This is a genomic window from Rhodococcus sp. 4CII, assembly GCF_014256275.1.
Taxonomy (GTDB): Bacteria; Actinomycetota; Actinomycetes; order Mycobacteriales; family Mycobacteriaceae; genus Rhodococcus_F; species Rhodococcus_F wratislaviensis_A.
The window spans coordinates 5,360,142-5,374,324 of sequence record NZ_JACCFE010000002.1; the positions used below are offsets into that span (position 1 = coordinate 5,360,142).

The 14,183-nt window shown below is 71.1% G+C and carries 6 protein-coding genes; all 6 read left to right on the forward strand.

Annotation, left to right across the window (positions count from 1 at the left end):
* The first annotated feature begins 11 nt into the window (after positions 1 to 11).
* The 6 genes from H0B43_RS25570 to H0B43_RS25595 are packed head-to-tail and all read left to right on the forward strand — an operon-like array spanning position 12 to position 14,162.
* Positions 12 to 311, forward strand: coding sequence for an acyl carrier protein (locus tag H0B43_RS25570; protein WP_185725386.1), 300 nt, complete (start codon positions 12 to 14; stop codon positions 309 to 311).
* Entirely contained in the window at positions 308 to 1,405 is a 1,098-nt protein-coding gene (locus H0B43_RS42905; RefSeq protein ID WP_185725385.1) for an acyl-CoA dehydrogenase family protein, read from the forward strand. Before H0B43_RS25570 ends, H0B43_RS42905 begins: the two co-directional genes overlap by 4 nt.
* The gene (locus tag H0B43_RS25580; protein ID WP_185725384.1) at positions 1,402 to 2,412 is read left to right on the forward strand and encodes a 3-oxoacyl-ACP synthase; all 1,011 of its coding nucleotides are present in this window, start codon (positions 1,402 to 1,404) and stop codon (positions 2,410 to 2,412) included. The genes H0B43_RS42905 and H0B43_RS25580 overlap by 4 nt, the downstream gene beginning before the upstream one ends.
* Positions 2,409 to 3,464: an HAD family hydrolase gene (locus H0B43_RS25585; RefSeq protein ID WP_185725383.1), complete on the forward strand. Its 1,056-nt coding sequence runs from the start codon at positions 2,409 to 2,411 to the stop codon at positions 3,462 to 3,464. Before H0B43_RS25580 ends, H0B43_RS25585 begins: the two co-directional genes overlap by 4 nt.
* The gene (locus H0B43_RS25590; protein WP_185725382.1) at positions 3,461 to 5,035 is read left to right on the forward strand and encodes an amino acid adenylation domain-containing protein; all 1,575 of its coding nucleotides are present in this window, start codon (positions 3,461 to 3,463) and stop codon (positions 5,033 to 5,035) included. Before H0B43_RS25585 ends, H0B43_RS25590 begins: the two co-directional genes overlap by 4 nt.
* Positions 5,028 to 14,162: a non-ribosomal peptide synthetase gene (locus H0B43_RS25595; protein ID WP_185725381.1), complete on the forward strand. Its 9,135-nt coding sequence runs from the start codon at positions 5,028 to 5,030 to the stop codon at positions 14,160 to 14,162. The genes H0B43_RS25590 and H0B43_RS25595 overlap by 8 nt, the downstream gene beginning before the upstream one ends.
* Positions 14,163 to 14,183 lie beyond the last annotated feature (21 nt).

Here is a 14,183-nt window from a genome sequence, read left to right on the forward strand (position 1 = left end):
ATCCCACGCCCATGGACACAGCAAATGCCCCTGTGCCCGAGTCCCGTGACGCGCTGGTCGAGCAGCTCCGGCAATACCTGAGCTCGATCACGTCGACGGAACTCGGTCCCGACGACGACTACTTCACCCTGGGATTGGTGAGTTCGTTGCGGGCCCTGGAGATCGTCACGTACATCGAGGGCTCTCACGGCGTCGTGGTCGAGGTGGAAGACCTCGACCTCGACAACTTCCGCACCGCAAACCGGGTTGCGGGGTTCATACGGAGGAAGCGGGGCGAGCAGCTTCGTGCGACGGACGGGGCGTCGCCGTGATCGGGATCGACACGCTCGTCGCCTCCGCCGAGACCGACGCCGGCAGCTGGGACGAGACTGGACTGCCGGTCGACGTCATCGGGGCCGCCGCGCGGGCCGGGGTACTCGGCCTCGACCGGACGAAGGACTGCCGCGGTCTCGGCCTGACCGCAGCCGAACTCGGCTCGGTCGCAGAGAGACTCGGGGCGGTCTGCACGTCGCTGCGGTCGCTGCTGACCGTGCAGGGGATGGTGGGCGCCGCCGTCGATCGGTGGGGCACCGCCGAGCAGCGGGCCCAGTGGGTGCCTGCCCTGGCGACCGGCGAACTTCTCGCCGGATTCGCCGCCACCGAAACCGGCGCCGGCAGCGACCTCTCCTCTGTGAGTACCGCTTTCGAGGCGCACGGCTCCGACCACCGGATCTCCGGCCGGAAGCTGTGGGTCACGTTCGGTGAGGTGGCGGACGTGCTGCTGGTTCTCGGCCGATCGCAGGCCGGACTGACGACCGCGCTCGTCGAAACCGACGCACCCGGGGTCACCGTCGAACCGGTTCACGGGCAGCTGGGCATGCGGGGCGCCCGGGTCGCGCACATCGCGTTCGACGACGTCCTGGTCCCCGCCGACCACCTGATCGCACCGCCGGGATTCGGACTGTCCCACGTCGTCGGCACAGCCCTGGACCACGGCCGGTACACCATCGCGTGGGGGTGTGCCGGGATGACGCGCGCGTGCCTCGCGGACGCCGTCGCGCACGCCTCGACCCGGGTGCAGGGCAGCACCGTGTTGTCCGAGCACGACTCGGTACGCGCAATCCTCGGTCGCAGCTGGGTGGATGCGGCGGCTGCCCGCGCACTGTGCGAACGCGCCGCCGAACAACGCGACGCGCACGAGCCGAGCGCACTGTTCGCCACGATCGCCGCCAAGTACGCCGCGTCCCGCGTCGCCGCGTCGGCCAGCAGTCACGCCGTACAGGTGCTCGGCGCCGCCGGGTGCGCTCCCGGCAGCCGGGCCGGCCGCTTCTTCCGCGACGCCAAGGTCATGGAGATCATCGAGGGCGCGACGGAAGTCGCGGAACTCCAGATCGGCGACTACGTGCTCGGGGGAGGTGCGCGATGACCGCCGACCGACCGATCACGATCGACACGGTGGCGCTCTGGTTCCCGGACGACGAGGTGACCGTGGCGGGTCTGCCCGAACTCGACGAACTGCCCATCGCGCAGCGCGAACACGCGCTGTCGCTGGGAATCGACACGGTGCGGATCGGGATCGGTCTCTGCGAGACGGATCTGGCCCTGGCGGCGGCGGAGGAGGCGCTCAGGCAGTCGGGCCTCGACGCGTCGCAACTCGACGCGCTGCTCCTCGTCCAGGGCCGGGTTCCGCAGTATCTGCTCGCGTCCGAGTCGACCCGGCTGCAACATCGGCTCGGCGCGAGCCAGGCATTCACCACCGGGGTGGGGGACCTGGGGTGCGTGTCCGTCTCGGCGGCGTTCACGCTGGCATCGGTGCTGCTCCGCGGCGACCCCCGATGCCGGAACGTCCTCGTCGTGGCGGCGGCGAAGACGCCCACCCGGTCGCGGTACCGGTCGCCGATGACGCTGCTGGGAGACGGCGCCGCGGCGGTGCTGCTGACGACGTCCGGGACCGGCCGGTACGAACTCGTCGACCAGATGATTCGCAGCGACGGAAAATACGCTGACCTCTTCCGCATCGACTACCAGGACGTGCGCGCGGCCGACTGGGTCGAGACCTGCGCCGACGAGCCCACATATTCGTTTCGCCTCGCGGTCGAGAGCCGCAAGCGGTTCACCGAGATCAACGCCGAACTGCTGGCCCGGAACGGACTGCAGCAGGACGCGATCGGCGTCTTTCTCATGCAGAACCTGTCGGTCGGTGCGTTCGCGTTCTGGCAGGAGGCGCTCGACGTCACGATCGACCCGGTGTGCGGCGACAACCTCGCGCGGTTCGGCCACCTCGGGTCGGTGGACGTGGCGGCGAACCTGGAGCGGGTGGCACCCTCCCAAAGGCCCGGAGACTACTGCGTGATCATGAACAGCAGCCCGGTCGCGGCGTGGAGCAGCGCGTTGCTCCGGCGCCTGCCGGACCCGCCGCGGGACGGGGTGTGACCGTGGTGGAACAGACGGTCAAGTGCATGGTGTGGGATCTGGACGACACTCTCTGGGACGGTGTCGTCCTCGAACAGGATGCTCCCGTGCCGAGGGCGGACGCCCTGCGGGCCCTGGACGTCCTCGACCGCCGGGGAATCCTGCACGCCGTCGCGAGCCGAGGCGAATTCGAACCCGCCGCCGCGCACCTCCGCCTTCACGGCCTCGAGGAACTGTTCTGCGCGATCGACGTCGGCTGGGGCCCGAAATCGGCGGCCGTGCGCCGGATCGCGGAGACGCTGAACGTCGGCCTCGACACCATCGCCTTCGTCGACAACGATCCCGTCGAGCGCGCCGAGGTGTCCGAGGCGCTGCCCCGGGTGCGGTGTTACCCGGCCGAGCAGATCGCGTCGTTCCCCGATCTTCCCGAGCTGACCCCGCCCGCCGTCACGGAGGAGGCCCGGCAGCGCAGGTCGCTGTATCGGGCCGAGCGGACCCGTCGGGCGGGTGAGCAGCAGTTCCCGGGTTCGAACTCCGAGTTCCTCGCCTCCCTCGATCTGGTGATGACGGTCCGCAGCGCGACCGAGGACGACCTCGACCGCGCCCATGAACTGACCGTGCGTTCTCATCAACTCAACACGACGGGAAGAACTTTCGGCATCGACCAACTGCGCGCACTGTGTGCGTCGGACGACCACGAGGTGCTCGTCGCGTCCCTCGCCGACCGCTTCGGCGGGTACGGCACGATCGGGCTCGCGGTCTCGGAGATACGCGGCGGAGACTCCGTTCTGCAACTGCTCCTGATGTCGTGCCGGGTGATGTCCCGCGGTGTCGGGACGGCGCTGATCCGGCACGTCGTCGACCGGGCGCGCAGCCACGGCAGACGTGCCCTCGCCGAGTTCGTGCCCACCGACGTCAACCGGGTCATGCTGGTGACCCTGCGCTTCGCCGGCTTCGAGGTGCTCGGCTCGGACGCCGACCGGACACTGCTCGTGTTCGACGATGCGCGGGGCCGGTCCGCCGCCGCCGGCGCCGGTCATGTCCGGGTCCTCACGGAGGGTGCGCTGCCATGACGGACGTGGTCGCGAGCGGTGGGGTGACGGCCGCCATCCTGCGCCAGTGCGCCCGGGTTCCGGACCGGATCGCCGTCGTCGTGGGCGATCGATCACTGACGTACCGCGAACTCGATTCGGCGAGTGCAGCACTGGCGCGGCAACTCCGCGCCGACGGGGTGCGGCCGGGTCGCGTGGTGCTGATCCATCAGCGGCAGAGCGCCGACACGGTGGTGGCGATGATCGCGGCACTGCGGTCCGGCGCGGCGTGGTGTGTGATCGAGCCCGGACATCCGGCGGCTCAGCTACGTACCCTTCTCGGTGACATCGACTGCGGCGCAATCGTCTTCGGATCCGCGGATCCGAAGACGCCCACCGAATCCGTCCGGGTGCTCGCCCGCGACGCGGCCGGAAGCGTTCCGGCGCTGCACGACCGGGACACCGCCCGCCCGGACGACGTCGGACCCGCGGCAGGCCTTCCCGACGACGTTCCCGCCTCCACTCCCGCGTACGTGATCACCACGTCCGGGTCGACCGGCATCCCCAAGGCCGTCGTCGCGAGCCGTGCCAACCTCGCGAGCATGGTCGACGGCCGCAACTACGACTACGACGAGGACGACCTCGTCACGTTCTCCGCGTTCCGGCTCACGTGGGACGGGTCCCTGCTGAAGACCCTGTGGGCGTTGTGCACCGGCGGCGCCAGCGTGCTCCCGGACGCGCACGAACTGATGGACGCCGACGCCGTGGCGGCACTCGCTCAGAAGTGGCGGACCACCCACCTGGTCGCGACACCCTCCTTCTACCGGCTGTTGCTGCCGCACCTCGCGCCGCTCCGCGAGCGCCTGCGGTTGGTGACCCTTGCGGGCGAAGCGCTTCCGGGCACGCTGGTCGAACAGCACCGCGCCGTCCTTCCCGGGGTACCGCTGAGCAACGAGTACGGTCCGACTGAGACCACCGTCAGCTGCCTGGCTCACCCGGTGCGCGACGTGCCCGCCTCGATCGCGCCGATCGGCAGGCCGCTCGGGGCGAGCACCGCCTACGTCCTCGACGCGAAGCTGGGGGTCGTGCCGGAAGGAACGGTCGGGGACCTGTACATCGGGGGTCCCCAGATCTCCGAGGGTTACGCGTCCCGACCGGGTGCCACCGCGGCACGCTTCGTCGCCGACCCGTTCGCGGCGGGAACGGGCGCCCGGATGTACCACACGGGTGACCTGGCCCGTGTGGATCGAAGCGGCGACATCGAATTCTGCGGACGGTTCGACGGACAGGTGAAGGTGCGCGGTGCGCGGGTGGAGCGGCACGCGGTGGAGGCCGCCCTGGAGACCCACCCCGCTGTGTACCAGGCGGTGGTCCTCGCGACCGCCAACGACTACGGGGAGGCGGAACTGACCGCGTTCTGGGTGCCCGCGGCCACCGCGACGCTGCTGCCCACACCGCGCGACCTGATCGCTCATTGCGCGCAGCGCCTCGTCGCGCAGGCGGTGCCCGACCGCTTCCTCGCGCTGGGCGCGCTGCCCCTCGCCGCGAGCAGCAAGGTCGACGAGGCGGCGTTGCGCCGGATGCTGCCGGGCGGAGGTGGTGACGGTGAGTGACCGGCGCCCCGCCGCCGACGGCCACGAGGACCCGCCGTTCCCGCTGTCGCCGGCGCAGTACGAGGCGTGGCTGGCCCAGCAACTGGCCCCCGACGTGCCGTTGTGCATCGCCCAGTACGTCGAGCTGCACGGCGACCTGGACGTCGATCTCCTGCGCGAAGCCACCGTCACCACCGCGGACGAATTCGGATCGCCCTTCCTGCGGCTGATCGACCGGGAGGGTCAGCCGTTCCAGGTGGTCGACCCCACCGACCGGTCCATCGGCACGGTGGACTTCCGCGGAGACGCCGACCCCGCGGACGCGGCCCGGCGATGGATGCACGCCGACTGCGAGGCGCCGCTGGATCTCACTCGCGACCGACTCGTCGAATCCTCGATTCTCCGCGTCGGCGACGAACACTATCTGTGGTACAGCAAGATTCACCACGTCGCACTGGACGGCTACGGCGCGATGACGATGCTCAATCGCATCGCGGCGCGGTACTCCGCGGCGGTCCTCGGCCGGGACCTGCCGGAGAACGAGGCCGCAGCGCCCCGGCATCTGTACGACATCGAACAGCAGTACCGGTCGTCGAGCCGATTCACCGCGGACCGGCGGTACTGGGCCGACCGGATCGACGGCCTCGGACCCGGATCGAGCCTCGCGCGCCGAACCGGGCCCGCGGTCGCCACGAGCACCGACGTGACCGGGCCACTGCCGGACGCGGCGGAGCGAGCGCTCGGCGACGCCGGCGCGCGCGGGACCGCGACGATCATCGCCGGATTCGCCTGCTACCTGTCCAGGATGACCGGGCGCCGGGACGTGCTGGTGACGATCCCGGTGTCGGCGCGCACCACCGCGACCCTACGACGGTCCGGCGGCATGGTGGCGGGTGTCGTGCCGCTGCCCGTGCGGATCCGCCCCGAGGACACGGTCGGCGAACTGGTCGAGCGGGTGCACCTCGACCTGATGGGCGCGCTGCGGCACCAGCGGTTCGGGATCGGCGACATCCGGCGCGACGCGGGAGCCGTTGCGGCGGAGTCACTGTCGGGCCCGATGGTCAACGTGATGCTCTTCCGTCAGGAACTCGCTCTCGGACCGCTCGTCGGCGAGTACCACATCGTCACGTCCGGGCCGGTGGACGACCTGCTGGTCAACGTGTACCGGAGTGGCACGCCGGTGCGGACCTTCGTGCACTTCCTCGCGAACCCGAACCGGTACGACGCCGACGAGGTCGGTGCGCATCACCGGCGGTTCACGGCACTGCTCGACGACTTCCTGACCGCCGACGCGGACACCGCGATCGGCTCCGTTCACGAGGAGACGGCCCGACTCGATTTCTGGTCGCGCGCACTCGCGGACGCGCCCCCGGTGCTGGACCTGCCGACCGACCGTCCGCGGCCGGCCCGGCCGTCGCACCGCAGCGCCGCCGTCGACATCGTCCTGAGCCCGGATCTGCGGCGCAGGCTCGCAGCGTTCGCGGCCGCCCACCGCACGGACGCCGCCACCGTGACGCACGCGGTGCTCGCGCTGGTGCTGTCTCGATCGGCCCGCACCGACGACGTCGTCCTCGGCAGGCGGACGGACACCGAACCGCTGGTGTTGCGGACCCGCGTGCGCGGCGCCGACCGATTCACCGACTTCGTCGACACGGTGCGCGACACGTACGCGGAGGCGTTCGCCCACCGCGGGGTGCCCGTCCCGCGGATCGTGGAGGCTCTGGGCATGCCGCACCCGGTGTCGCATGCGCCGCTCTACCAGGTGCTGCTCGAATTCTCGAAACGACCGCACGAACTGGGTGATCTCGACCTGCAGGTGACGGTGTCGGAGGAGTCGGTCCGATTCACCTACGCGGCAGACTTGTTCGACGCGGCCACCGCCGAGGCGATTGCCCGCCGCTTCGCGCAAGCGATGGATACCGCCGTCGCGGACCCGTCCGTCGTGATCGGGGACATCGACCTGACGTCGCCGACCGACCATGCCCTGCTGCGGGAGTGGTCGAGCCGGCCGGCGGATACCGCCCCGGAGGCGACGCTCGGCGCGCTGTTCGCAGCCCGCGCAGAGCGGAGCCCCGATGCCGTCGCCGTCGTGTCGGGTGACGAACGCCTGAGCTACGGGGAACTCGATGCCCGGTCGAACCGCCTTGCCCGCCGGCTTCTCTCGATGGGTGCCGGTCCGGAGGCGACGGTCGCGGTCGCGCTGCCGCGATCGGCGGGGCTGATCGTCGCGCTCGTCGCGGTCGTCAGGACCGGGGCGGCGTACCTCCCGATCGACGCCGACCACCCCGGTGAGCGCTCCGCCCTCGTGCTCGACGACGCCCTCCCGGTATGCGTCCTGGCCACCGGGGGCGCCGCGACGACGCTGCCGACGTCGGATATGCCTGTCCTGCTGATCGATTCGGCCGAGATGGAACTCGATGGTGCATCCGCCGCTCCGCTGACGGACGAGGAACGGGCGCCGGCCGATCCGGACCTCCTCGCGTACGTCGTGTACACGTCCGGCTCGACCGGGCGGCCGAAGGGCGTCGCGGTGTCGCACCGCAACGTGGTCGCGCTCTTCACGAGCACCCGGGACCTGTTCCGGTTCACCGACACCGACGTGTGGACGATGTTCCACTCCCCGGCGTTCGACTTCTCGGTGTGGGAGGTGTGGGGCGCACTGCTGCACGGTGGGGCCCTCGTCGTGGTCGACTTCGACACCACGCGCTCGCCCGTATCGTTCCTCGACCTGCTGCGGCGCGAACGGGTGACGGTGCTGAGCCAGACCCCGAGCGCATTCGCCCAGCTGATCGAGGCCGCCGCCGATGACGGCGGCGCGACCTCACCGCTGCGCTACGTCGTGCTCGGCGGTGAGGCGCTCGAGCTGGGACAGCTCGAGCGGTGGTACTCGCGACACGGCGAGGACGCGCCCGTGCTCGTGAACATGTACGGCATCACCGAGACGACGGTGCACGTGAGTCACCTGCGCCTGCGCCGTGACCTGGCTGCCGCTGCGTGGACGAGCGTCATCGGGCGTGCGCTCCCCGGGTTGCGGGTGTCCGTGCGCGATTCGCGTCTGCATCCGGTGCCGGTCGGGGTGGCGGGTGAACTGTACGTCGCGGGGCCACAAGTGGCACGTGGCTATCTCGGGCGTGCCGGTCTCACGGCAGCACGCTTCGTCGCCGACGAGTCCGGGGCCAGGATGTACCGGACCGGGGACATCGTGCGGTGGCGGCGAGACGGACGCCTCGACTACCTCGGGCGCGAAGACCATCAGGTCGAGATCCGCGGATTCCGGGTGGAACTCGGTGAGGTGGAGTGGGCGCTGGGCAAGTGCGAGGGGGTCGCGCAGGTGGTCGTGACGATGCGCGACGACCTCGTGACCGGCCCTGCGCTGGCCGCCTACGTCGTGCCTGACACGGGTGCGACCGCCCTGACGGACAGCGTGCTGGAGTACGCGCGCACCGTGCTGCCGTCGTACATGGTCCCGAACTCGATCACCGTCCTCGATCGGCTGCCGCTCACCGTCAACGGGAAACTGGACCGCGCGGCACTCCCGGTGCCGCCGAACGACTCCCGTGCCGAATTCGCCGCACCGGGCACCGCCGCCGAGGAGGCGCTCACGGTCATCTTCGCCGCGCTGCTCGGCGTGCCCACCGTCGGTATCGACGACGACTTCTTCGCGCTCGGGGGCAACTCGTTGATCGCGGCGAAGATCGTGGCGCGGATCCACCATGCGCTCGGCGCGGATGTGGGCGTGCGGGACGTCTTCGAGGCGAGGACGGTGCGGTCGCTGGCGACCCGGGTGGGCCGCGCGGACGAGACGGGGTGGCCGCCGCTGGTGGCGACGGACCGGTCCACGCCGGCGCCGGTGTCTCTGGCACAGACGCGGATGTGGTTCCTCGACCAGTTCGACACGACGTCACCCGCCTACAACATCGCGGCGGCGTTCCGGCTGCACGGACCCCTCGACGTCGCGGCGCTGCACGCCGCGCTGACGGATGTGGTGGAGCGGCACGAGGCGCTGCGGACCGTCTTCCCGATGTGGGAGGACATTCCCGTGCAGTCGGTGATCCCGGCGGCGGACGCGGTGCCCACCCTTCGCGCGGTGGCGGTCGCGGGGGAGCGCGACCTGCGTGACCGGCTCGCCGGGGCGTTGTCGGCCGGTTTCGAGGTGACCACCCAGGTTCCGTTGCGGGCGCACCTGTTCGAGGCAGGCCCGCGTGAACACGTCCTGGCCCTGGTGGTCCACCACATCGCGGCGGACGCGCTGTCGCTGGCCCCGCTCGCCCGGGACGTGACGGCCGCGTACACCGCGCGGGTGCGAGGGCGCGCGCCGGACTGGGTACCGCTGCCGGTCCAGTACGCCGACTACAGCAACTGGCAGCGGGCGCTGCTCGGATCGGAGGACGATCCCGGTTCCTTGATGTCCCGCCAACTCGGATTCTGGCGTTCCGCGCTCGCCGATGCACCGGTCGTGACTGATCTGCCGATGGATCGTGCCCGCCCGGAACACCGCTCGCTCGCCGGCGCGCGAGAATCCTTCGAGATCGGCGACCGTCTGCACCGGGCCGTGGTTGCCCTGGCGCGCGAGCACGACGCCACGGTGTTCATGGTCGCGCACGCGGCGCTCGCCGTCCTGGTGTCGCGACTGGGGAGCACGAACGACGTGGTGATCGGATCGGCGGTGGCGGGGCGCGGGGAGGCCGCGCTCGACGACGTGGTCGGCATGTTCGTCAACACCCTGGCCCTGCGCACACCGGTGCACGGCCGCGACTCCTTCGCCACGGTCCTCGCTGCCGTGCGGGACCGCGATCTGGAGGCGTTCGCGCACGCGGAGGTGCCGTTCGAGCGGGTGGTGGAGGCCCTGGACCTCCCGCGCACCACGGCGCACGCACCGCTGTTCCAGGTGCTGTACGAATTCCAGGACGTGACGAGGCCGACCCCGAGCCTCCCGGACGTGGACGTGGAGGAGATCGACCTCGGGGTCTCCGTCTCCACCTTCGATCTGCAGCTGACTCTGGCCGAACGGTTCGCGACGGACGGCGCGCCGGCCGGAATCGGAGCCGGATTCACCTATGCCACCGACATCTTCGACTCAGCCACCGTCCGGGGCTTCGCCGACCGGTTCCTGCGGCTTCTCGAGACTGTGGTCGCCGACCCGCAGGTGCCGTTGGCCCGGATCGACCTCCTCGATGCAGGCGAGCGTGCGGCGCTCGTCCCGGTGTGCGGCCGGCCCGGCGCCGCGACTCGGTTGCTGCCGGAGATCCTGTCCGCCGCGGCCGCCCGCGACCCGCACGCCATAGCGCTGTCGTACGGCAACGCGGTGATGTCGTATCGCGAACTCGACGACTGGTCGAACCGCCTGGCGTGGGTGCTGATCCGCCGCGGAATCGGACCGGAGGACCACGTGGCGATCGGGCTCGTCCGATCCGTGGAACTGGTGGTGTCGGTGTGGGCGGTCGCGAAGTCGGGTGCGTCGTTCGTGCCCGTCGATCCGAGCCTGCCTCCCGGGAGGATCACCGACATCCTCGCCGACTCCGGCGCGGTGGCGGGACTCACCGTCGCCGAACAGCGCGACCGCATGCCGGACGACGTGGAATGGCTGCTCCTCGACTACCCGGGTCCGACGCGGAAGTGGGAGTCCAATCCGATCACCGACGACGACCGGGTCGTGCCGCTGCGACCGGAGCATCCGGCGTATCTGATGTACACGTCCGGGTCGACGGGCACGCCGAAGGGTGTGGTGATTCCCCATGCCGGCCTGCAGAATTTCACCCTCGATCAGCGCGCCCGGTACGCCACGACCAATGCCTCTCGGGTCCTGAACCTCGCGTCGCCCGGGTTCGACGCGACGATGCTCGAATACCTCATGGCCTTCGGGGCCGGTGCGCGCCTGGTGATCGCGGCGCCACAGGTGTACGGCGGCGCCGCGCTGACGGAACTGCTGGCGGCAGAGCGGATCACGCACGCGTTCGTCACTCCGGCCGTGCTGGCCACGATCGACCCGCGCGGTCTGCGCCTGCTCCGTGCCCTCGTCGTCGGCGGCGAACGCTGCCCGCCGGAGTTGCTGGCCCGCTGGGCGTCCGGGCGGACCCTGCTCGTCGGGTACGGGCCGACGGAAACGACGGTGATGTCGAACATCGGCGACCCGATGACGCCCGGCGACCCGGTGCGCATCGGCCACCCGATGCGGGGTGTCCGCGAACTCGTCCTCGACGAATGGCTGCGCCCGGTTCCGGTCGGTGTGGTGGGCGAACTGTACGTGCTCGGGGAGGGGCTGGCACGCGGCTACCACCGGCGGGCCGGGGCCACCGCCGCCGCGTTCGTCGCGAATCCGTTCGACCGGGCCGGTTCGCGCATGTACCGCACCGGCGATCTCATGCGGTGGACCCGCGATGGGCGGCTGGAATATTTGGGCCGCAACGACTTCCAGGTGAAGCTGCGCGGTCAGCGGGTCGAGCCAGGGGAGGTCGAGGCGGCGCTCACCGGTTGCCCCGGGGTCGCGCAGGCCGTCGTCGTGGTCCGGCGGACGCCTGCCGCCGAGGCGGTTCTCGCCGGATACGTCACGGCGGAGGACGGCGCCCACCTCGACACCGCCGAGGTGCTGGGATTCGCCGCATCGGTGCTCGCCCCCTTCATGGTGCCTGCGTCCGTGACCGTCCTCGACCACCTGCCGCTCGGCGCCAACGGCAAGATCGACCGGCATGCGCTGCCGGAGCCGGAGTTCGCGCCCCGCATCTTCCGTCCACCCGGGACACCTTTCGAATCGGCGGTGGCGGAGGTGTTCTCCGACGTCCTCGGAATCGGCGCGGTGGGTGCCGACGACGACTTCTTCGCCTCCGGCGGCAACTCCCTGACCGCGACGCAGGTGGTCGCGCGATTGGGCGCCGCCTTCGGTGCGGACATCGGTGTCCGGGAGGTGTTCGAGTCCCCGACCGTTCGGGCCCTGGCGTCGCGGGTCGCGCGGGAGGCGGCGGGCGGCGAGGCCCGGCCCGCGGCGGTGGCGTCGCGGCGTCCGGACTCGGTTCCCCTCTCGTGGGCGCAGCGCCGGATGTGGCTTCTCAATCAATTCGACCCGTCCTCCCCCGCGTACAACGTGGCGATGATCGTCCGGCTGTCGGGTGAACTCGACGTCGACGCGCTGACCGCCGCAGTCGCCGATGTGGTGGACCGGCACGAATCTCTCCGCACCCGATACCCGTACGGGGACACGGAACCCACCCAGGTGATCGTCGGTGCGGGCCACGTCGCGCAACTCACCGTGTCGACGGAGGACGCACCGGTGCGCGGCCAGATCTCGGAACTCGTGACGGCGGGATTCGACGTCGCCGCCGAGGTTCCGATGCGGGCCCGGCTGTTCGCACTCGGCGAGCAGGAGCACGTCCTCGTCGTCGTGGTGCACCACATCGCCGCCGACGGGTTCTCGATGGTGCCACTCGCACGGGACGTGATGACGGCCTACCCGGTGCGATCGGAAGGTCGCGCGCCCGGATGGGAGCCGCTGCCGGTGCAGTACGCCGACTACACGCTGTGGCAACGGGAGCTGCTCGGTGCGGAGGACGACCCCGAGTCGCTGCTGTCGCGGCAACTCGACTACTGGCGCACCACGCTCGCCGGCGCGCCGGCCGTGACCGAGCTGCCCGCGGACCGGAACCGGACGCCGCGGCGGTCCCCGTCCGGCGACCGGGTGGCGTTCGCGATCGGCGCCGACCTGCACCGGGACGTGGTCGCGCTGGCGAGGACCCGGCGGTGCACCGTGTTCATGGTCGTGCACACGGCGCTCGCCGTGCTGCTGTCGCGTGTGGGGAGCACCGACGACGTGGTGATCGGGTCACCCGTGGCGGGGCGCGGCGACGCCGTTCTCGACGACGTGGTGGGGATGTTCGTCAACACCCTCGTGCTGCGGACCCGGGTGACGGGGACCGCAGGCGAACTCCTCGAGCGGGTCCGCGAGACCGACCTCGCGGCCTACGCGCACGCCGACGTGCCGTTCGAGCGGGTGGTGGAGGCGCTGAACCCGCCGCGCTCCCAGTCGTATTCACCACTGTTCCAGGTGCTCCTCGAGTTCCGGAACACCGAGCATCCCGATCTCGCCCTCCCACACCTGCACGCCGAGATTCTCGAACCGGACGTCGAGGTATCGCTGTTCGACCTGCAGCTGACGGTGCGCGAGCGGTACGACGAGTCCGGGACGCCGGAGGGGATGACGGCCGGATTCACCTACTCCACCGACCTGTTCGATCCGGAGACGGTGGAGACACTCGCCGCACGGTTCACCGGGATCCTGGCCGCGGTCGCCGTGGATCCGCACGGGGCCGTCGGCGACATCGACGTGCTGGCCCCGGACGAGCGGGCCCGGCTCCGGAAGTGGAGCGAGGCGGCGGACAGCCTCGTCCTCGACCCGCGTCTGCATCCGGCACCCGAGGGTGTGACCGGTGCGGTGTACTCGGCCGACACGCAGGAGCCCCACACCTCGGCGCGGGTGGCGGCCACCACGTTCGTCGCGAATCCGTTCGGTGCCCCCGGTTCGCGCATGGTCCGGACGGGTGCACTTGCCCGGTGGAACCGATCTGGGCAGTTGGTCACCGTCGGCGCCTCCGGTTCGTCGACGCGGTCGGTCACGGACGTCGTGGCGAGCCACCCCGCGGTCCGGGAAGCGGTCGTCCTCACGACCGCGGTGGGCGTCACCGCCTTCTGGGTCCCGGCGGCCGCGGCGGCCGTGCTTCCGATGGCGGAGGACCTACGGAACTTCAGCGCCGAGCGGCTCGACGCCCCCCTCGTGCCCGCGCGGTTCGTGGCCCTCGGCGCCGTTCCGCGGTCGGCCGACGGCACGGTGGACGAAGGCGCGCTGCGTGCACTGGTCGCCGAGACCGAGCCCGCGGGCGCAGCCGCGCGGCACCGGTGGACCGCGCTGGAGCGGACGGTCGCCGAGGACTGGGCCGCGGTGCTGGGACACGACGACTTCGGCCCGGACGACGGATTCTTCGACGTCGGCGGAAACTCGCACCGCGTCGTGGAACTGCAGCGCCGCTTCGAGGAGCGGTGGCCCGGGACGCTGCGGGTCGGCCAGCTGTTCGACCTCGTCACCGTGGCAGCTCAGGCCGAGGCGATCTCGAATCCCACCCCGGTGGGTGACGCGTCCGCGCCCGCCACGTACGAGTTCTGACCCAGTAGGGAGGAGGCAACG